Origin of the sequence: Actinoplanes sp. NPDC048988 (assembly GCF_043197815.1) — a bacterium.
Classification (GTDB): domain Bacteria; phylum Actinomycetota; class Actinomycetes; order Mycobacteriales; family Micromonosporaceae; genus Actinoplanes.
Window position 1 is genome coordinate 229,299 of sequence record NZ_JBICTW010000004.1, and the last position, 19,666, is coordinate 248,964.

20 protein-coding genes are annotated in these 19,666 nt (G+C 72.2%); 8 read left to right on the plus strand and 12 right to left on the minus strand.

The window, feature by feature from the left end; genetic code table 11:
• Positions 1–302: 302 nt before the first annotated feature.
• Genes ACGFJ7_RS15415 through pgsA form a run of 4 tightly spaced genes read right to left on the minus strand, consistent with a single transcriptional unit; the run spans position 303 to position 3,590 of the window.
• Positions 303–833, minus strand: a complete 531-nt coding sequence (locus ACGFJ7_RS15415) for a hypothetical protein (protein WP_392642732.1) — start codon at positions 831–833, stop codon at positions 303–305.
• Positions 834–890: 57 nt separating this feature from the next.
• Positions 891–2,033 carry a glycosyltransferase family 4 protein gene (locus ACGFJ7_RS15420; protein WP_360239522.1) on the minus strand — a complete coding sequence of 381 codons (1,143 nt, stop codon included), beginning with the start codon at positions 2,031–2,033 and terminating at the stop codon, positions 891–893.
• A gap of 10 nt (positions 2,034–2,043) precedes the next feature.
• Positions 2,044–2,907 (minus strand): phosphatidylinositol mannoside acyltransferase, encoded by an 864-nt coding sequence (locus ACGFJ7_RS15425; RefSeq protein WP_360239525.1) that lies wholly within the window; start codon positions 2,905–2,907, stop codon positions 2,044–2,046.
• A complete protein-coding gene (pgsA, locus tag ACGFJ7_RS15430; RefSeq protein ID WP_392642521.1) occupies positions 2,904–3,590 on the minus strand; it encodes a phosphatidylinositol phosphate synthase in 687 nt (228 codons plus the stop codon). The genes ACGFJ7_RS15425 and pgsA overlap by 4 nt, the downstream gene beginning before the upstream one ends.
• A gap of 208 nt (positions 3,591–3,798) precedes the next feature.
• Between pgsA and ACGFJ7_RS15435 the strand changes: the two genes are divergently transcribed.
• Positions 3,799–5,955 (plus strand): elongation factor G-like protein EF-G2, encoded by a 2,157-nt coding sequence (locus ACGFJ7_RS15435; protein ID WP_360239531.1) that lies wholly within the window; start codon positions 3,799–3,801, stop codon positions 5,953–5,955.
• Here the strand turns inward: ACGFJ7_RS15435 and ACGFJ7_RS15440 are convergent.
• Positions 5,948–7,081, minus strand: a complete 1,134-nt coding sequence (locus tag ACGFJ7_RS15440) for an FAD-dependent monooxygenase (RefSeq protein WP_392642522.1) — start codon at positions 7,079–7,081, stop codon at positions 5,948–5,950. The two genes, ACGFJ7_RS15435 and ACGFJ7_RS15440, sit on opposite strands and share 8 nt — an antisense overlap.
• A gap of 55 nt (positions 7,082–7,136) precedes the next feature.
• On the opposite strand from ACGFJ7_RS15440, the gene ACGFJ7_RS15445 reads away from it, so the two are divergent.
• Complete coding sequence (locus ACGFJ7_RS15445) at positions 7,137–7,694, plus strand: TetR family transcriptional regulator (protein ID WP_392642523.1); 558 nt, start codon at positions 7,137–7,139, stop codon at positions 7,692–7,694.
• 16 nt (positions 7,695–7,710) lie between these two features.
• On the opposite strand, the gene ACGFJ7_RS15450 is transcribed toward ACGFJ7_RS15445, so the two are convergent.
• From ACGFJ7_RS15450 to ACGFJ7_RS15465, 4 genes are all read right to left on the minus strand, one after another.
• Positions 7,711–8,517 carry an endonuclease/exonuclease/phosphatase family protein gene (locus ACGFJ7_RS15450; protein ID WP_392642524.1) on the minus strand — a complete coding sequence of 269 codons (807 nt, stop codon included), beginning with the start codon at positions 8,515–8,517 and terminating at the stop codon, positions 7,711–7,713.
• Positions 8,505–8,969: an HIT domain-containing protein gene (locus tag ACGFJ7_RS15455; protein WP_360243436.1), complete on the minus strand. Its 465-nt coding sequence runs from the start codon at positions 8,967–8,969 to the stop codon at positions 8,505–8,507. The genes ACGFJ7_RS15450 and ACGFJ7_RS15455 overlap by 13 nt, the downstream gene beginning before the upstream one ends.
• A gap of 56 nt (positions 8,970–9,025) precedes the next feature.
• The gene (locus ACGFJ7_RS15460; RefSeq protein ID WP_392642525.1) at positions 9,026–10,279 is read right to left on the minus strand and encodes a diguanylate cyclase domain-containing protein; all 1,254 of its coding nucleotides are present in this window, start codon (positions 10,277–10,279) and stop codon (positions 9,026–9,028) included.
• A 77-nt stretch (positions 10,280–10,356) separates the two neighbouring features.
• A complete protein-coding gene (locus ACGFJ7_RS15465) occupies positions 10,357–11,244 on the minus strand; it encodes an ADP-ribosylglycohydrolase family protein (RefSeq protein ID WP_360239549.1) in 888 nt (295 codons plus the stop codon).
• Between the two features lie 96 nt (positions 11,245–11,340).
• Between ACGFJ7_RS15465 and ACGFJ7_RS15470 the strand changes: the two genes are divergently transcribed.
• The 4 genes from ACGFJ7_RS15470 to ACGFJ7_RS15485 all read left to right on the plus strand — a co-directional run bounded on the left by ACGFJ7_RS15470 (position 11,341) and on the right by ACGFJ7_RS15485 (position 16,042).
• On the plus strand, positions 11,341–12,030 hold the full coding sequence (locus ACGFJ7_RS15470) for a response regulator transcription factor (protein WP_360239552.1): 690 nt from the start codon (positions 11,341–11,343) through the stop codon (positions 12,028–12,030).
• A gap of 134 nt (positions 12,031–12,164) precedes the next feature.
• Entirely contained in the window at positions 12,165–13,424 is a 1,260-nt protein-coding gene (locus ACGFJ7_RS15475) for an ATP-binding protein (protein ID WP_392642733.1), read from the plus strand.
• A 204-nt stretch (positions 13,425–13,628) separates the two neighbouring features.
• Entirely contained in the window at positions 13,629–15,869 is a 2,241-nt protein-coding gene (locus ACGFJ7_RS15480; protein WP_360239558.1) for an RICIN domain-containing protein, read from the plus strand.
• A 14-nt stretch (positions 15,870–15,883) separates the two neighbouring features.
• Positions 15,884–16,042, plus strand: coding sequence for a hypothetical protein (locus ACGFJ7_RS15485; protein ID WP_179855454.1), 159 nt, complete (start codon positions 15,884–15,886; stop codon positions 16,040–16,042).
• On the opposite strand, the gene ACGFJ7_RS15490 is transcribed toward ACGFJ7_RS15485, so the two are convergent.
• Together ACGFJ7_RS15490 and ACGFJ7_RS15495 are read right to left on the minus strand one after the other, a co-directional pair.
• A complete protein-coding gene (locus tag ACGFJ7_RS15490; RefSeq protein WP_360239562.1) occupies positions 16,021–17,043 on the minus strand; it encodes an adenosine deaminase in 1,023 nt (340 codons plus the stop codon). The two genes, ACGFJ7_RS15485 and ACGFJ7_RS15490, sit on opposite strands and share 22 nt — an antisense overlap.
• Positions 17,044–17,060: 17 nt before the next feature.
• On the minus strand, positions 17,061–17,822 hold the full coding sequence (locus tag ACGFJ7_RS15495) for a trans-aconitate 2-methyltransferase (protein WP_392642526.1): 762 nt from the start codon (positions 17,820–17,822) through the stop codon (positions 17,061–17,063).
• 69 nt (positions 17,823–17,891) lie between these two features.
• Here ACGFJ7_RS15495 and ACGFJ7_RS15500 point away from each other — a divergent pair, with 69 nt between their 5' ends.
• Positions 17,892–18,869, plus strand: a complete 978-nt coding sequence (locus ACGFJ7_RS15500) for an aldo/keto reductase (RefSeq protein WP_360239567.1) — start codon at positions 17,892–17,894, stop codon at positions 18,867–18,869.
• Complete coding sequence (locus ACGFJ7_RS15505) at positions 18,863–19,099, plus strand: hypothetical protein (RefSeq protein WP_360239570.1); 237 nt, start codon at positions 18,863–18,865, stop codon at positions 19,097–19,099. The genes ACGFJ7_RS15500 and ACGFJ7_RS15505 overlap by 7 nt, the downstream gene beginning before the upstream one ends.
• A 116-nt stretch (positions 19,100–19,215) precedes the next feature.
• On the opposite strand, the gene ACGFJ7_RS15510 is transcribed toward ACGFJ7_RS15505, so the two are convergent.
• On the minus strand, positions 19,216–19,419 hold the full coding sequence (locus tag ACGFJ7_RS15510; protein WP_011905669.1) for a cold-shock protein: 204 nt from the start codon (positions 19,417–19,419) through the stop codon (positions 19,216–19,218).
• Positions 19,420–19,666 lie beyond the last annotated feature (247 nt).

Consider the following 19,666-nt stretch of genomic DNA (forward strand, 5'->3'; position numbering starts at 1 on the left):
GCAGAGAAGAGCAGACCAGCGCTTACGCAGAGAAGAGCGGACCAGCGCTGACGCAGGAAGCAGGGGGCGCCCGCACGAGGGCGCTGGGGGCGGATGCCGCGCGCGGAGGGTGGACAGCTTCCACAGGACCGCTGGGGCGGATGCCGCGCGCGGAGGGTGGATTAGCTTCCACAGGACCGCTGGGGCGGATGCCGCGCGCGGAGGGTGGACAGCTTCCACAGGACCGCTGGGGCGGATGCCGCGCGCGGAGGGTGGATTAGCTTCCACGGGGCCGCTGGGGCGATGCCCGTCCGCGGGGTGGGTTAGACCGCTTCCAGGGGGACCGGTGGGGCGGCGGGGGCCGGGACCACTGCCAGGGGCAGGGCTGGGTCTTCGATGTCGAAGTACTGAGGGCGGGGATAACGGCGAGCCAGGCGCAGGGCGCGGACCAGGAGGCGGCGGCGGGCCGTCAGAGCGTCGCGGACCGTGTCGGTGTGTACCTGGCGGGCCAGGACCACGCGGCGGCTTGTCGCGGTCAGGGTGCGGGCGGCCGGGTCGGTTTCGTCGACCTGGACCGCGTTGAGCTGGCGGGTCAGGTCGTTCTCGGCGGACTCGCGGTCGCCGGGGGCGGCGTCCAGGGCCAGGCGGGCCGCGGCGTAGAGCTCCACGTGGTCGCCGTGTTCGGCCACCACGGCGGCTGCGGCGGCGCGGCGCATCAGGTGGGCGTCGAGGGCCCGCTCGGCCGACTGGGCCCGCACGTGGACGCGCTCGACCCGGTGGGCGGTCCAGCCCAGATATGCCGTCAGCAGTGCGACCACCGCTACGACTGCCAGGACCCACCACATGGCGGGAATGGTAGTGCCCCGGCGCTTGCGCATGTTAGGGCATGTCCGGCCCGTCACAGCCGAGACTCAGGAAGTGAACGGCTCGTCGTCCATCACACGGCCGTCGGTGGCCTCGATGGCCGTCGCGTACACCTCCAGCACCCGCTGGGCCACGCTCGGCCAGTCGAAGGCGCCCACCGCGACGCTCGCCGCCGCCGACAGGGCGGCGCGGCGTTCCTGATCGTCCAGCAGCTGGTCGAGCAGGCCGCACAGGGCCGAGGCGTCGCCGGTCGGGAAGAGGGCGCCGGCCCGGCCGCCGTCGAGGACCCGGCGGAAGGCGTCCAGGTCGCTGGCCGCGATGGCCGTGCCGGCCGCCATCGCCTCGGTGAGGATCATGCCGAAGCTCTCGCCGCCGGTGTTCGGGGCGACGTACACGTCGACGCTGCGCAGCATGCGCGCCTTGTCGGCCTCCGAGACCAGGCCCAGGAAGGTCACGCGGTCGTGCAGCTCGGCCGGGATCGGGCCGTACAGGTCGTCCCGGTCGCCCGGGCCGGCGACCAGCAGGCGCAGGCCGGGCCGGCGGGCGGCGAGCGTCACGAAGGCCGAGCGCAGCAGCTCGAAGCCCTTGCGGGGTTCGGTGAAGCGGCCCAGGAAGCCGAGCGTGCCGCCGTCGCCGGGCCAGCCGTCCATGGGTTCGGCGCCGGCGAACTTGGCCACCGCGACCCCGTTCGGGATCTCCACCGCTCCCCCGCCCAGGTGTTCCACCTGCACCTTGCGGGCGAGTTCGCTGACCGCGATCCGGGCCGTGATCTTCTCGACGACCAGTTGGAGCAGGCCCTGGGCGGCGGACAGGGCCCGGGAGCGGGTCATCGCCGTGTGGAAGGTGGCCACCACGGGGCCGCGGGCCGACAGCACGGCCAGCAGCGACAGGCTGAGCGTCATCGGCTCGTGCACGTGGAGCACGTCGAACTGGCCCTTGTTGAGCCAGCGCCGTACCCGGGCCGTCGAGACCGGGCCGAAGGCGATCCGGGCGACCGAGCCGTTGTAGGGCAGCGGCAGCGCCCGGCCGGCCGGGACCACGTACGGCGGAAGGTCCGCGTCCTCGTCGGCCGGCGCCAACACCGACACCTCGTGCCCGAGACCGATCAGGGCCTCGGAGAGGTCCATGATGTGGTTCTGCACGCCGCCGGGCACGTCGAACGAGTAGGGCGAGACGATCCCGATCCGCATGGCACTCTCCCTACAGCCACAGTTTCTGCAGCATGTGCCAGTCCTGCGGGTGCTCGGCTATGCCCTCGGCGTAGGCGTCGGCCAGCATCTGGGTGGTCTGCTTGACCCGTACGTCCAACGGCCCGTCCGTCGGCGGGGTGACCCGCCGCAGCACGGCGACCGTCTGGGTGTCCGTGAATGACAGGTCGACGCCGAACAGTGGCGCGCCGGTGCGGATGGCCAGGATGGCCGGGCCGGCCGGCATCTTCGTACGGCCGCCGAAGAAGGTGACCTCGACCCCGCTCCGCGAGAGGTCGCGGTCGCCGAGGAGGCACACCGCGAAGCCCTGCTGGAGACGTTCGGCGAGCACGTCGAGCGGCGGGCGCTGACCGCCGGTGAGCGGAAGCACCTCCATGCCGAGCTTCTCGCGATAGGCCACGAACTGCTGGAAGACGCCCTCGGGCTGGAGCCGCTCGGCCACGGTGACCATGGGCCAGCCGTTGGAGACGACCCACGCCGCGGCCGCGTCCCAGTTGCCGACGTGCGGCAGCGCGAGGACCACGCCGTTGCCGTCGGACATCGCCGTCTTGAGCCAGTCGTAGTGTTCGGCGGAGATGGCGAAGCCGTCCAGGAACTGCTGCCTGGTCTGCGACGGCAGCCGGAAGGCCTCCATCCAGTACCTGGCGTACGACCGCAGGCCGTCGCGCACCAGCTCGTCGGGCATGTCCGGCACGACCTGCTGAAGGTTGCGGCGCAGGCGCTGGGTTCCGGGACCGTTCTTGCCGTACGCCCGGTCGGCCGCGGCCGTGAACAGGCGCCGCGCCACCGGCAGCGGCAGGGCGCGGACCAGCCGCCACCCGGCCGCGTAGCCGAACTCGATCAGGCCGTCTTTCACGCAGCCGGATCCTTGGGGTCGACCGGCGGGACGGCGACCGGCGAGTCGGCCACTGTCGGCTCGGTGCGCGCGCCGGCCGGCAGGTCGGAGCGGCTCGCCGAGACCAGGCGCTGGAAGATCGTGACGATGGACAGGGCGGCCAGCACCCACAGCGCGGCCGGCAGGCCCCACTCGAGCCCGGCGCTGCCGAGCAGGCCGCCGATGCCGACGATGACCAGCCGCTCGAGGCGCTCGGCGATGCCGACGTCGGCGTTCAGGCCCAGGCTCTGGGCGCGCGCCTTCACGTACGACACCACCTGGCCGGCGGCCAGGCTGATCAGAGCGGCGATCATTCCGCCGTACGGGTTGTCCTCGCCGGCCAGGTAGAACGCGACAGCGCCGAAGACGGCGGCGTCGGCGATCCGGTCCATCGACGAGTCGAGCAGGGCGCCGAATTTGCCGCCGCCGCCGCGCATGCGGGCCATCGTGCCGTCGAGCACGTCGGTCAGCGCGCAGGCGGTGACGATCCAGGTCGCCCAGAACAGGTGACCCCTCGCGCCGAAGTAGGAGCCGATCAGCACACCGATGGTGCCGGCGACGGTGACGGCGTTGGGCGTGACCCCGATGCGCAGCAGGAAGCGTGCGGTCGGGTTGACGCCGTAGGCGACTACGGCGCGCGCGGGAACTTGGACGATCTTTGCCATGGCCTGACCACCTTATCGGCGACCTCGGGGTCCTGGCGCTCAGGCAACCGACCGTGGCCGTATCGTTCTCCCGTCCAACCACCCCGCCACCGCCCTTAAGCGGACTAAAGGCATTCTTGCCTCGTTTGCCGACTACAAAGGGTTGCCAGCCGTATACCAGCGGGTGTGGGATTTACCAACAGTCTCGAAACGACGGGAGCGGGCCGCAATGGCGCAGAAGACCTCCTCGGAGAAGGGGCTCAACGGCGCCACGGCGCCGGTGGTGACCGAGCCCGGCAGAGTACGCAACGTGGTGCTGGTGGGACACTCCGGCTCGGGGAAGACGACCCTGGTCGAGGCCCTGCTGGCGGCCACCGGCACGATCTCGCGGGCCGGCTCGGTGACCGAGGGCACCACGGTGTCCGACCACGATCCGGCCGCGATCCGCCAGCAGCGCTCGGTGTCGCTGTCCTGCGCGCCGCTCAGCTACCACGACACCAAGATCAACCTCCTGGACACGCCCGGTTACGCCGACTTCGTCGGGGAGCTGCGCGCCGGCCTGCGGGCCGCGGACGCCGCGCTCTTCGTCGTCTCGGCCGTCGACGGCGTCGACGAGGCCACCGCCGCCCTGTGGGAGGAGTGCGCCGCCGTCGGCATGCCCCGGGCCGTCGCCATCACCCGGCTCGACCATCCGCGGGCCGACTACGAGCAGACCCTCGAGGACTGCCAGGAGAAGTTCGGCGAGAACGTGATGCCGATCTACCAGCCCATGCTCGGCGACGACGGCCAGTCCGTCGTCGGCCTGATCGGGCTGGTCACGCTGCGGGTGCTGGACTACTCCGAGGGCTACCCGCCGAAGGAGCGCGAGGCCGAGCGGGAACACCTCAACCCGATCTCCGACGACCGGAACGCGCTGATCGAGGGCATCATCGCCGAGAGCGAGGACGAGACCCTCATGGACCGCTACCTCGGCGGCGAGCTGATCAGCACCGCCACCCTGGTCCCCGACCTGGAGAAGGCGGTCGCCCGGGGCAACTTCTACCCGGTCATCCCGGTCTGCGCGGGCACCGGCGTCGGCCTCGACGCGCTGCTCGACGGCCTGGTCACCGGGGCGCCGTCGCCGCTGGAACACGAGCCGCCGGTGGTCACCGGCGTGGACGGCTCGCCGCGGCCGCCGATCACCTGCGACCCCGACGGCCCGCTGGTGGCCGAGGTGGTCAAGACCACCATCGACCGGCACGTGGGCCGGGTCTCACTGGTCCGGGTCTTCTCCGGCACCCTGCGCCCCGAGCAGGTCCTGCACGTCTCCGGCCACGGCCTGGCCGAGCGCGGCCACCCCGACCACGACGCGGACGAGCGGGTCGCCCACGTCTACTCGCCGCTCGGCGCCCAGCTGCGCGAGGTCCCGTACGCCATCGCCGGCGACATCTGCGCGATCACCAAGTCGGGCAGCGCCGAGACCGGTGACACGCTCAGCGGCAAGGACCAGCCACTGCTCATGGAGCCGTGGTCGATGCCCGAGCCGCTGCTGCCGATCGCCGTGGTCGCCAAGTCCCGCTCGGACGAGGACGCCCTGGCCAAGAACCTGGCCCGGCTGGTCGCGGGCGACCCGACCATGCGCCTGGAACGCAACGCCGACACGCACCAGCTGGTGCTCTGGACGATGGGCGAGTCACACGCCGACGTGGTGCTCGACCGGCTGCGCTCCGGCGGTGTCGAGCTCGACACCGAGCCGGTGAAGGTGCCGCTGCGCGAGACCTTCGGCTGCCCGGCCAAGGGGCACGGCCGGCACGTGAAGCAGTCCGGCGGCCACGGCCAGTACGCGGTCTGCGACATCACCGTCGAGCCCCTGCCCCGCGGCTCCGGCTTCGAGTTCGTCGACAAGGTGGTGGGCGGCGCGGTGCCGCACAACTACATCCCGTCGGTCGAGAAGGGCGTACGGGCGCAGCTCGAACGCGGATTGGTAGCCGGCTACCCGGTGGTCGACCTGCGGGTCACGCTGCACGACGGCAAGGCGCACAGCGTCGACTCGTCGGACGCCGCGTTCCAGACGGCCGGCGCGCTGGCCCTGCGCGAGGCGGCCGGCGCGGGCCAGGTGACCCTGCTCGAGCCGATCGACGAGATCGTGGTCCGGGTGCCCGACGTCTACGTCGGCCCGGTGATGAGCGACCTGTCCGGCCGCCGCGGCCGCCCGCTCGGCACCGACAACGACGGCGACCACAGCCTGGTCCGCGCCGAGGTGCCGGCCACCGAACTGGTCCGCTACGCGGTCGAGCTGCGGGCGCTGTCGTCGGGCTCGGGCACCTTCACCCGCACGTACGTCCGGCACGAGCCGATGCCGTCGCACCTGGCCGAGGCCGTACGCAAGGATCACAGCTCTAAATAGCGATCGCGGTGGCCGCCTCGCGCAGGGGCGCCAGCACCCTCTCGATCACCTGCTCCTTGCGCGGGTGGTACTTGAGGGTGCGCATGCCGTAGTTGCGGAACGCGATGGCGAAGCGGCCGCCGGGCACCATGTCCTTGACCATCCGGCGGCCGAACGCCATGTTCTTGGCCACGTACGGGCGCATCCGGCTCTCGTACGTGGCGAACGCGGCCGTGTGGTCACCGGCCTCGGCCAGCGCTTCGGCCAGGACGTACGCCCCGACCAGGGCCATGCTCGTGCCCTGGCCCGAGGCGGGTGACGGGCAGTGGGCGGCGTCGCCCAGCAGCGCGACCCGGCCCGACGACCATCGCGGCGCCTCGACCTGGCTGAGCGAGTCGAAGTACAGGTCGCCGGCCTTCTGCATGGCGGCCAGCAGTTCCGCCGTGCGCCAGCCGCCGCCGCGGAAGGCTTCGTCGATGGAGCTCTTGGGTTCCCCCGCGAAGATCATTCCGACTCGGGCCGGGCCGCCCGCGGCGTACGCGAAGATCAGGCGCCCCGGCTCGGCGTACATGATCTCCTCCCGGTCGATCCCGAGCGTGTTCTCGGTGGTGAAGATGGCGATGTTGCCGCCGAGGTGGGTCAGCGGCACCTCCCCGAACACCTGCCGCCGGGTCGCCGAGTGCAGCCCGTCGGCCCCGACGACCAGCTCGTAGCGCCCGGCACGCCCGCTGGTGAACGTGACGTCGACCCCGTCCGGCCCGTCCTCGAGCGAGGCGATCGCGTCCCCGAAGCGGTAATCGGTCTCCTCCACGGTCGCGTCGTGCAGGATCCGCCCCAGATCCCCTCGCATGATCTCCACGTCGTCCCCACGCCGCCCCATGATCAGGTCGGCCGGCAGCGCCGCGATCGTCTTACCCCGCTTGCTGACGTACGTGATCCGGCGCATCCCGGTGTCGGCCGCCTTCGCCGCCGCGAGCAGCCCCATCCGCCCGAGCACGGTGCTGGCCGCTCCGCGCACGTCGACCTTGTAGCCGCCGGCGCGCGGTTCCGGCGCCCTTTCCACGATCTCGACCCGCCGCCCGTGCCGGGTCAACCAGTAAGCCAATGCCGGGCCGGCCACGCCGGCGCCCGAGATGAGGATCGTCATGCCTCGCACTATACAAACGTCTTATACGTTTGTATAGAAGTTAGGATCCACGGTCATGGGGCACCGGGAAGACCTGCTGGCGGGAGCCAAGCGAGCGCTGTACGAGAAGGGGTACGCGCGAACCACGGCGCGCGACATCGTGGCCCTCTCCGGCACCAACCTGGGATCGATCGGCTACCACTACGGCTCGACCGAGGCGCTGATGACAGCGGCCATGCTCGCCGCCATGCAGGAGTGGGGCGAGACCCTGGGCAGGGCCCTGTCCTCCGGCGACGGCACACCGGCCGGTTTCTGGCGGCGCATCATCGCGTCGATCGAGGCCGACCGGCCGCTGTGGCTGGCCAGCGTCGAGGTGATGATCCAGGCCGAGCACAACCCGGTCCTTCGCGAACAGCTGGCGGCCGGCCTCGACGCGGGCCGGCGGGGCATGGCCGCGATAGCGCTGGGCGTACCGGAGGATCAGATCGACGACGCGACCGCCCGCGGCGTCGGCTCGGTACAGATGGCCCTGCTCTCGGGCATCGTCACCCAGTGGCTGACCGACCCGGCCGGCGCCCCCGGCCCCGACCAGATCGTCGCCGGCCTCCAGCAGCTGCCCCGCCCCAGCGCCTGAGGGCAGCTTCCGCGGCTCAGAGGTCGAGGATCAGCGCGCGATGGTCCGAGACCTCCGGCGCGGCCATGATGTCGAAGCTCTTGACCGCGGCGATGTCCGACACCAGCAGGTAGCTCGCGTGGCGTACCGGCTTGCCGTAGTGCGATGTCCGGGTGTCAGCCTCTCCGACCAGATCGGTGAGACCCACCTCCGCGAGGATGCCGAACGTCTCGCTCTCGGGCCGCAGGTTGAAGTCTCCGCAGAGCACCACCAGGTCACGCGGGCCGCGGATGCGGACCACGAGTTCCGCGAGCCGCTCCGCCTGCCGGCGACGGGCCGGGCTGTCCGCCTTGCCCGCCGGGTCGCGCAGCCCGTGCACCTGGACGATCCAGACCGGGCGGCCGGCGGCGCGGTCGGCCGTACGCACGGCGAGCGCGACGCGGGGCCGGTCCGCGACACTCCATTCGACGTGATCGGCGAATTCGCCGTGGACGAACGCCGAGTCGACACCGATGACGGGCAGATGGTCGGCGATCAGCGTCGCCACGCCGAAGTCCTGTCGATGGCGAGCCCCCTCGCCGTCCGCCACGGGCCCGGCGTCACTCGCCACGAAGATCGCCTGGTGGCCTGGCAGCGCGACCTGGACGTCCCGCAGAAGGTCGGCTCGCTGGGGCAGACTTCGGTGTTCGTCCGCGAAGCGCGTCCACCCGCTCAGGCCCGGGGTCCGCGTCACCTCCTGCAGGCAGACGACGTCCGCCCCGCTTTCCGGCAGCCACCCGGCCAGCTGGTCGAACAGCGCGCCACCCCACGCGTTCACGCTCGCGATCCGCACTACGACGGCCACGCTTTGATGAGGAGCTGCCGGGTTTCGCCGAGCAGCTGGGGCAGGACCTTCGTGCGGCCGATCACCGGCATGAAGTTCGCGTCGCCGCCCCAGCGGGGCACGATGTGCTGGTGCAGGTGGGCGGCGATGCCGGCGCCGGCGATCGAGCCCTGGTTCATGCCGATGTTGAAACCGTGCGGGCTGCTCACCGAGCGCAGCACCCGCATGCCGGTCCGGGTGAGGGCGGCCAGCTCGGCCGTCTCGTCCTCGGTCAGGTCCGTGTAGTCGGCGACGTGCCGGAACGGGACGATCATGAGGTGGCCGGGGTTGTACGGGTACAGGTTCAGGATCGCGTACACGGTCTCGCCGCGCGCCACCACCAGGCTGTCCGCCTCGGGCAGGCCGGGGGCCAGGCAGAACGGGCAGCCGTCGGGGCGGTCCTCGCCGGTGACGTAGGCCAGCCGGTGCGGCATCCACAGCCGCTCCAGGCCGTCCGGCTCACCCGTCTCGGCGTACGCAGCGTCGTCCGTCACACGGGCAGCTTAGGCCGCCGCCGGTCCACGGTCCCGGCGGCCGGGAGGACGGTCCCGGCGGGAAGGACATCCGGTGCGTACGACGTGGCGCCGTGCAGCTCGTACGATCCGCCGCCGCGCCGCTTGGCCGTGTACATCGCCGCGTCGGCCATCCGCAGCAGCTCGTCGGGGTCCTTGACGTCGGTGTGGGACAGGGCGATGCCGATGCTGGCCGGGGTGCTCAGCTGCCGGCGCCCGACCGGTACCGTCTCGTTCAGCGCGGCCACGACCCGGTCCGCGATCACCATGGCGTCGCGGGCCGACCGCAGGTCCTCGGCGATGATCACGAATTCGTCCCCGCCGAGGCGGCCGACCACGTCTTCCGTACGCACGCACCGGCGCAGCCGGTCGGCCACCACCTTGAGCAGGTCGTCGCCGGCCGCGTGCCCGTGCATGTCGTTCACCCGCTTGAAGCCGTTGAGGTCGAGCAGCAGGGCGCCGACCGGGCGGCCGCTGCGGCGCGAGCGGGACAGCGCGACGGTGAGCCGTTCGCGCAGCAGCGCGCGGTTGGCCAGCCCGGTGAGCGGGTCGTGCAGGGCACGATCGGTCAGCTCGGCGGTCAGGGCCACGCTGGCCAGCGCCAGCGACACCTGGGTGCGCAGCGCCTGAAGGGCCTGGAACACCTCGGCCGGCAGTTCGGCGTCGGCGCTGACGCTGAGCACGCCGAGGAACCGGTCGCCGTTGCGCAGGGGCATCAGGATGTACGGGCGGTGGGTCGCCCGGTCGACGTCGGCGTACCCGGCCGCGGCCATGTCGGCCACCCGGACCACCTCGCCGGCCATCAGCCGGGTCAGGATCTCGGGCGGGACGCTGGCCGCCGGCACCTGGCGGCCGAGCACGGCGCCGGTGTCGTCACCGGCCGAGTCGGCGATCGAGAAGCCCTCGGCCGACGCCTCGACCGTCGAGGCCCGGGCGCCGGGGCACTCGGCCAGCAGCTCGCCGGCGGCGGTCACCGCGAGCCGGTGCACCTCGGCCGCCTCGGTGGTCATGATCAGGGAGGTGCCGAGCTGGCTGAGCACGTGCTCCCGGGCGACCGCCCGGCGCAGGGCGCGCAGGCTCTCGTTCCGGTTGGCGAGCAGGCGCGAGAGCAGCACCAGCATGACCAGGATGGCCGCCGCCTCCACGCCGCCGCGGGCGGTCGGCTCGATCAGCCACCACGCCGCCGCGACGATGAGGCCCGAACCGGCCAGCACGTTCTCGCTCTTGATCACGGCGGTGCAGATCGGCGCCCGCCGGATTCACCTGACCCGACCCGAGGTAGCGAATGGGTGGCAGATCACCGGGCCGGTCACTCGGTCGCGGCGGCCAGCCAGCCGGGCAGCGGCTCGCGGGCCGACAACCAGGACGGCGGAATGCCGTCCAGGCCGGTGTACGCGGCCACGATGCCCCCGGCGATGGCGCAGGTGGTGTCCACGTCGCCGCCGGCGGTGGCGCACGCGCCGATCGCCGCCGGGTAGTCGTCGAGGAACTTCTCGGCCACCCACACCGCGAACGGCACGGTGTCGCGGGCCATGGCCCGGGCGCCGTTGCCCAGCTCGTACGCGGCCTCGCCGGGGTCGGTGATCCGGGCCGCGGCCACCAGGCCGTCGCGCACGGGCCCGTCGGGGGTGTGCGCGGCGACCGCCCGCAGCAGCGGTGGCCGCTGCCCGTCGAGCCGGCCCGCCGCCGCCACGGCCGCCGCGACCGTGACCGCGACCCCGCCGGCGATGCCCTCGGCGTGCGCGTGGGTGACCTCGGCGGCGCGGGCGCCCTGGGCGGCCGCGTGGGTCAGCGAGTCGGCGTGCCAGGCGCCGAGCGGTGCGGCCCGCATGGCGGCGCCGTTGCCGGCCGAGCCCTGCCCGTCGAAGGCGGCGGCCGCGGCGATCGGCCAGGGCAGCCCCTCGCGGATCTCGCGCAGCATCACCACCGCGCCGGGACCATAGCCGCGGTACGGGTCGTGGTGGCGCCCGAGCAGGTCGGCGAAGCGGTCGCGGTCGAAGTCGCCCTCGGTGAGCACCGCGACCAGGCAGCAGGCTTCCTCGGTGTCGTCGGTCCACTCCCAGGGTGCGGGCGGTGGATCGGCCAGGTCGACCTTGGCCACGAAGTGCTGAGCGCCGAGCGCGTCGCCCACGCTCAGGCCCGCAAGGCTCTCGAGGGCCAGGGCCAAGCGCGTACCGGGAAAAAGAGTGAATGACATCGGCAGTACGGATAGTAATAGGTCACGTTAGGTAATCGACCGGTGTCCCTGGATGACCGGTTAGGACCAGCTTGCCAACCGCAGTACCTTCTTCGCATGGCCACGGTGTTGCTCGTCGAGGACGATCACGTCGTGCGCGGCGCCATGCTCCGTTCGCTCGCCGATCGGGGACACGCCGTGCACGCCGTCGGCACGGCGCTGGACGCGCTGCGCCGGGTCGCCGCCGAGACGCCCGACCTGGTGGTGCTCGATCTGGGGCTGCCCGATCTGGACGGCTCGGACGCGCTGCGCATGCTGCGCGGCATCACCGACATCCCGATCATCATCGCCACCGCCCGCGACGACGAGCAGACCGTCGTCCGGCTGCTGCGCGCCGGCGCCGACGACTACATGGTCAAGCCGTTCACCGGCGCCCACCTGGACGCCCGCATCGCCACCGTGCTGCGGCGCGTCGGCCGCGCCAGCCGCACGGCCCAGCCGGCCGTGCACGAGGTGGGCGAGCTGCGGGTGGACGTGGGCGAGCGCAGCGCCACCCTGGCGGATCAGCCGCTGGCGCTGACCCGCAAGGAGTTCGACCTGCTGGCGTACCTCGCCGCCCGTCCGGGCCGAGTTGTCTCACGCCGTGAGCTGTTGGAGGAGGTATGGCGACAGCCATCGGTCGGCGAGGACCAGACGATCGACGTGCACCTGTACTGGCTACGCCGGAAACTGGGCGAGTCCGCGGCGAAACCTCGCTACCTGCGCACCGTGCGGGGGGTCGGATTCCGGTTGGTGGCGCCGGACTGAGGGCCCGGCTGGCCTACACGACGGCCGCCACCACCGCCGTGGCCGCGCTGGCCTTCCTGGTCCCGCTCGGCTGGGAACTCCGCAACGACCATCGTGACCAGGCCTTGGCCGCCGCCGAACGGCGCAGCGCCACCGTGGCCGGCGCCATCGCCTCGGGCGCGCCGGCCAAGGGCGTGACCGCCACCGTGGTCGCGGCCGGTGGCCAGACCACCGTCCACCCGCCCGGCCAGGCCGCCGGCGGCCAGGCCCCGGCCGAGGACGTACGGCGCGCCGCGAGCAGTGGCGGCACGATCACCGTGGACGTGGACGGCGGGGTGGCCCGTCTGCAACCGGTGACGGTCGGTAGCCGTACGGCCGTGGTCGAGGTCTTCGTGCCCGACGCCGAGCTGAGGGAGGGCACCGCGCGGGACTGGTGGCTGCTGTTCGGCATCGCGCTGGTGCTGGTCGCGGGCGCCGTGATCGTGGTCGACCGGCTGGCCCGGGGCGCCGTCAACTCGGCGCGCAACCTGGTGCACGCGGCCCTGGCCGTCGGCGGCGGCGACCTCGGCGTACGGATCACGCCGTCCGGCCCGCGCGAGCTGGCCGAGGCCGGGTACGCCTTCAACCGGATGGCCGACCGCCTGGTCACCTCGCGCACCAACGAACGCGAGCTGGTCGCCGACCTGTCGCACCGGCTGCGCACCCCGCTGACCGCGCTGCGCCTGGACGCCGAGGCGCTCGACCCGGACGACACCCAGATCATCGACCTGACCGCCGACGAGGTCGACCGCCGGCGCGGCATCCGCCGCATCCGGCAGGCCATCGTCACCCTCGAGGGCGAGGTCAACCAGCTGATCAACACCACCCGGCAGGCGGTCGCGGCCCAGGTGGCCTCCGCGCCCGAGCCCGGCGTCTGTGACGTCAGCGAGGTGGTACGCGAACGGATGACCTTCTGGTCGGCGCTCGCCGACGACCAGAACCGCACCTACCGGGTGGTGGGGGCGCAGATGCGCATCCCGGTGCCGGTGGCCCGGGCCGAACTGGCGGCCGCCCTCGACGCGATTCTGGGTAATGTGTTCCGCTACACCCCTCAGGGCACGGCGTTCGAAGTGGGCATCTCCCGGCGCGACGGCTGGGTGGCGGTGCGGGTCGACGACGCGGGCCCGGGAATTCCCGATCCGGAGAGAGCGATGCAACGCGGCCAGAGCAATCAGGGTTCGACCGGTCTCGGGCTCGACATCGCCCGCCGCGCGGCCCAGGCCGCCGGCGGATCGGTCGACCTCGACCGGGCCGCGATGGGCGGCGCCAGCGTCGTCATGCTGCTCGCCGACGCCGAGGCGACACCCAAGCAGGTGAACCGTTTCGGCCTTGTCGGACGTCTCGCCCGCGAGCGCGGCGGCAAGCCGTCCCGCTGACGATTGAACGGGACCGAATCGTTGCTTAGATCTGTATTAAAGGGGTTCCCTCCGCGCGCCCGGGCTGGCAACCTTCCCTCCGATCCCATCCGGCTTCCCGGCCCGCTCCGTCCCCACGAGACGAGCCGCGGAGGCCCCCGCGCGGTGAGAGGTGGTCGCCCCATCGCCACCTCCCACCGCGCACCCGTCAGGCAAGGAGCTGAGTTGTCCACCCACCGCCGGCCGGTCCCCAAGGGTCACCGCCGAGCGGCCCGCTCGCGGAGCCACCGGCTGCTGCCTGTCGCCCTCGGCCTCGCGCTGCTGGGTGTCGGCGGCGTGGTCGGCCCCAGCGTGGTGGACAACGTGGCCGGCACCGCGCCGACCCGCGACCTCGCGCTCACCTCGATGCCGCGCGACGTGCCCGACCAGGGCCTGGTCTACGACGGCCTGCAACCGGCCCGGGCGGGCACCGTCTGCGCCGGGTCCTACCAGGTCGACGACCAGACGTGCACGCACGGGCCGGACCCGGCGCCGGTCGGCCTCAAGGTGCGCCGGGACGTCAGCCCGGTCACGGACAAGGCCCCCGAGCCGGTGCAGCCCCGGCGCGAGCCGGCCTCGGCCGTGCCGGCCGACGCCGAGATCGCCCGCGACGAGGGCGGCAGCGCGCTGACCGCCGACGCGCCGGCCCTGATCCCGGACGCCGCGCCCGGCGACGCCGACTTCATCATCGGCGCGCACGACGTGGCCTGCGAGGGGGACGGTCGCGGCGGCAAGCGCGTCCAGGTCATCTACCTGCACGAGTTCGGCACGCCGAGCCGGTACACCGAGTTCCTCGGCTCGATCCGCACGTGGTCGGCCGGCGTCGACCAGATCTTCGACGAGAGCGCGGCCGAGACCGGCGGCTCGCGGCACGTCCGCTTCGTGACCACCCCGCAGTGCCGGGTGGACGTCTCCGAGGTGCAGGTGCCCGCGGGCAAGCTCGGGTCGTTCGCCGGCAGCATCGCCGCGCTGCGCACCCTCGGTTACAACCGCACCGACCGCAAATACCTGCTGTTCGCCGACGCCAACGTCTACTGCGGTATCGCCACCTACGTCGCCGACCGGCGCCCCGGGCTGAGCAACCGCAACAACGGCGGCCCGTCGTACGGCCGGGTCGACGCGGGTTGCTGGAGCTCGGCCATGGCCGCCCAGGAGCTGACCCGCTCGCTCGGCGCCATGCAGGCCGGCTCGCCCAACTCGAGCGGCCTGGGCAACTGCCTCGACGACTACGACCTGCTGTGCGGGCCCGACCGCTCGGGCAAGCAGGTGCGTACCGTCTGCCCCAAGAAGCACGAGACGCGTCTCGACTGCGGCCACGACGACTACTTCAGCACCGACCCCAGGCCGGGCAGCTACCTGGACAAGAACTGGAACGTCGCGCAGAGCGAGTTCCTGCTGCGCAGCGACGGCGGCGACGACATCCCGGACGTGCCCGGCGCCCCGGAACCGGCCGAGACGGCCGCTCCGCCCGCCACGGCCACCACGTCGCCGTCCTCCCCCACGCCGAGCGAGAGCACGACGCCGGCGCCCACCGAGACGCCCAGCGCCGGTCCCGGCACGGCCGACGGCGGCGGCGACGCCCCGCCGTCCCCCTCGGTCACCCCGAGCGAGAGCCCGGCCGTCCCGGACGAGGAGACCACCGTGGACCCCGGGGCCGAGGCGGCGGCCCTGCCGGTCGCCGCGACGGTCAGCCCGAGCCCGTCGGCCACCACCGTGCCGACGGAGAAGGTGCCGGCCCGCGACGGCGTCCAGGAGGGCGGCGCGGTCCAGGCCGTGGTCGAGGTCCGCGACGCGACGAGCAGCTCGGTGCGCCTCACGTGGAGCGCCGCCTCCGAGACCGCGACGTACGAGGTCTGGGTCGACAAGCAGCCGATCGCCACCACCAAGGCGACCCGGGCCCGGCTGATCGGCCTCAGGCCGGCCGCGCGCTATCAGCTCACGGTCAAATCCGTCCTCGGGTACGCGGCCCGGGTCACCGTCGAGACGGCGCCGGCCGCCCGGCCCGCCCAGAGCTCGTGGTTCACCCTGACCAACGCGCTGACCGGCGGCGCCGCCGACCTGTACGCGGCCCGGACCGCCCTCGGCACGCCGATCACCCTCAGCGGCACCGACGACGACGCCCAGCAGCAGTGGCAGCTGGTGCCGGCCGGCCGCGGCAGCTACTCGCTGGTGTCGCGGGCCACCAACAAGTGCGTCGGCCCGCTCGGCGGCGACGTGGTCGCCGGCGCGCCCCTCGTGCAGGTCGACTGCGCGGCCGGCGGCGCCGAGTGGACCCTGCAGGCCTCGCCGTACGGATTCACCCTGCGCACGACCGTCGGCGACCTGGTCGCCGGGGTGGGCGGCCAGCGTTTCGGCGCCCACCGGGTGCTCGTGCTCCAGAACGGCAACGGCCAGCGTCACCAGAGTTGGACGGCGGTACCCGACTGAACCGGGAGGTAGCCATGCCCAGCACGTTGAGCAAGCCCCTGGCAGAGCCCGAGGAGGGCCCCGCCAGGTTCAACAAGCGCCGCCTGATCCGCGTGATCGCGATCCTGACCATCGGGATCGTGGTCGTGCTGGCGGTGTGGCAGGAGCCCCTTTACGCGTTGCGCTCCGTGTAGTCGTCGATCTCGGCGAGCAGGGCCTTCTTGCGTTCCGGCGCGAGGAAGCTCTGCTCGACACCGGCCCGGGCCAGCCCGGCGACGCCACGCGCGTCGAGATCGAGCAGGCGGGCGGCGACCGCGTACTCCTGATCGAGCGTCGTGCCGAACATCGGCGGGTCGTCGGAGTTGATGCTCACCGGCACGCCGGCGCCGACCAGGGTCGCCAGTGGGTGTTCGTCGAGCGAGGGCACCGCCCGGGTCCGCAGGTTGGAGGTCGGCGAGATCTCCAGCGGGATCCCGTGCTCGGCCAGGTGGGCCATCAGCGCCGGATCCTGGGCGGCCGAGATGCCGTGCCCGATGCGCTCGGCGCCGAGCTCGCGCAGCGCGTCCCAGATCGTCTCGGGGCCGGTGGTCTCGCCGGCGTGCGGCACGCTGTGCAGCCCGGCCGCGCGGGCCTTGTCGAAGAACGGTTTGAACTGCGGCCGGGGTACGCCGATCTCGGGTCCGCCCAGCCCGAAACTGATCAGGCCGTCGGGCTGCTCCTCCAGCGCCACCCGCAGCGTCTCCTCGGCCGAGACGAGACCGGCCTCGCCGGGGATGTCGAAGCACCAGCGCAGCTCGACGCCGAACTCCTCGGCGGCCGCCCGCCGGGCGTCCTCGATGGCCGCGCAGAAGGCCGGGGCCGCGATGCCGCGCCGCACGCTGGAGTACGGCGTGATGGTCAGCTCGGCGTACCGGACCTGCTGGCGGCCGAGCTCGCGGGCCACCTCGTAGGTCAGCGTCCGCACGTCCTCGTCGTCGCGGATCAGGTCGACGACGCTGAGGTACACCTCGATGAAGTGCGCGAAGTCGCGGAAGGCGAAGTAGTCGGCCAGCGCGGCCGGGTCGGCCGGCACCGGCGTGCTGCCCTCGTGGCGCGCGGCCAGTTCGGCGACGATCCGCGGCGACGCCGAGCCGACGTGGTGGACGTGCAGCTCGGCCTTGGGCAGGCCGGCGATGAACGAGGTCAGCTCGGTCATTTCTTCTCCAGGAGCGATCAAGCGGCGACCCGGGCCACCACGAAGACGCGGCGGAACGGGAACGCGACGTAGTCGCCGGCCGCCGGGTAGGCGCCGGCCAGCTCCCGCGCCAGGTCGGCACGGAACGACTGCCAAGCATTCTCGTCCAGCGCGGCCTTGACGGGACGCAATGCCGTCCCCTCCATCCACCGCAGCACCGGATGCTCCGGCTCATGGGCCGGGAGCAGATGGACGTATGTGGTCTCCCACGCGTCGACCTCGGCCCCGGCCGCGACCAGCAGCCCGGCGTAATCGACCGGGTCGTCGACGGGCGCCTCGCGCAGCACGTCGCCGAGCCCGTAGCGGCGGCCGACCTCGCGCAGCAGCCGGTGGGAGGGCGCCCCGAAGTTGCCCGGCACCTGCATGGCCAGCCACCCGCCGGCCGGCAGCTCCCCCGCCCAGCGGGCCAGCAGGTCCTGATGTCCCGGCACCCACTGCAGCGTCGCGTTGGTGACCAGCACGTCGACGTCGGCGGCGGGACGGTAGTCGCGGACGTCACCGATCTCGAAAACCGCAGGCCCACCGTGCGCCCGCGCTTTCTCGATCATCTCGGGTGAGGAGTCGATGCCGGTCAGGCGGGCCGACGGCCACCTCTCGGCCAGCGCGAGCGTCAGCTCGCCGGGGCCGCAGCCCAGATCCACGACCGCTCGGGGCGAGGCCGCGCCGACGCGGTTGACCAGGTCGAAGAAGGGGCGCGAGCGCTCGGTGCCGTACCGGGCATAGACGGCCGGATCCCACATGATCGTTCCTCCCAAACCGTACGTACGTTTTGCAAGCAAACTATCAGGAGAACGGTAGGGTGCGAACCTGTGGAGAATCGAAGTTTTCGCAGGATGGGACGGACAGTCGGGGTCATCGGCCTGGGCGCCTGGCAGCTGGGTGCCGACTGGGGCGAGGTGAGCGAGTCCGACGCGCACGCGACCCTGCAGGCCGCGGTGGACTCCGGCGTTACCTTCATCGATACGGCCGACGTCTACGGCGACGGCCGCAGCGAGCAGATCATCGGCAGTTTCATCAAGGACAAACCGCAGCTCACCGTCGCGACCAAGATGGGCCGTCGCGTCGCCCAGGAGCCCGGCAACTACACGCTCGACAACTTCCGGGCCTGGACCGACCGGTCCCGGGCCAACCTCGGGGTCGACACCCTCGACCTGGTGCAGCTGCACTGCCCGCCGACGCCGGTCTTCTCGACCGACGCCGTCTACGACGCCCTCGACACGCTCGTCCAGGAGAAGCGGATCAAGGCGTACGGGGTGAGCGTCGAGAAGGTCGACGAGGCCCTGGCCGCCATCGCCCGCCCGGGCACGGCCAGCGTGCAGATCATCCTCAACGCGTTCCGGCTCAAACCGCTCGAGCGGGTGCTGCCGGCGGCGGCCGAGGCCGGCGTGGGCATCATCGCCCGAGTGCCGCTGGCCAGCGGCCTGCTCTCCGGCAAGTACGACGAGCACACCACCTTCGCGGCGAACGACCACCGCAACTACAACCGGCACGGCGAGTCGTTCGACGTCGGCGAGACCTTCTCCGGCGTGGACTTCGCGACCGGCCTCGAGGCGGTGTCGCGGCTGCGGCCGCTGGTGCCCGCGGGCGCCACCATGGCCCAGTTCGCCCTGCGCTGGATCATCGACCAGCCGGCCGTCACGGTCGTCATCCCGGGCGCCCGCAACCAGTCGCAGGCGCACGCGAACGCGTCCGCGGCCGACCTCGCGCCCCTGTCCGCGGAGACGCACGAGACGGTCACGGCCGTCTATGACGAGCTGATCCGCCCGCAGGTTCACGACAGATGGTGAACGAAGCGGCAACGCCTCCGAAAAAACTCAAAGGCTGGCTTCTCATGTCTTTAGGGGTGTTGGCGCTGGTCGTCGGTGCTCTGTGGACACTGCAGGGTTTGGACATCATCACCGACAGCCGGATGAGCGGCGTCGCCATCTGGTCGTTCGTCGGCCCCGCCATCGCCATCGCCGGACTGATTCTGATCATTCTGGGTCAGCGCGCCCGGGCCCGTTCCAAGCGAGCCTGAAAAAGCTCTGGGAAAGAGCGAATCCCCCGCATCCGAGACCGGATGCGGGGGATTCATTGGTTTGGAACGCCGACCTCCGCCAGGCGATCGGCAGCCGGCCTAGGGCCGACAGGGTCTCAGAGCGGGCGAACCTGCTCCGCCTGCGGGCCCTTCTGGCCCTGGGCGATCTCGAACTCGACCCGCTGGTTCTCCTCCAGCGTGCGGTAACCGCTCGTCTGGATGGCCGAGAAGTGGACGAACACGTCAGCACCCCCGCCGTCAACGGTGATGAAGCCGAAGCCCTTGTCTGCGTTGAACCACTTCACGGTTCCTTGCGCCATGCTGAACTCTCCTTCTGAAAATGCCGACCCCGTGATGCCCGGGCCGATGACCGTTTTCGAGCAGCGGCGCCGTGAGGCGGCCTTTCAGAGGACGTCCCATCCGTCAAGATCTAGGATCTCGGCGGAAGCAGCGAACCACGTACGCAAAAACTGGCCACACTGTACCTGAAAAGAGCCTCGTAAAGCTCCCCCCAAGCCAATACGAAAAAGGTCAGCTGATTCGGAAAAGGTCCCCCACTTCGCTCTC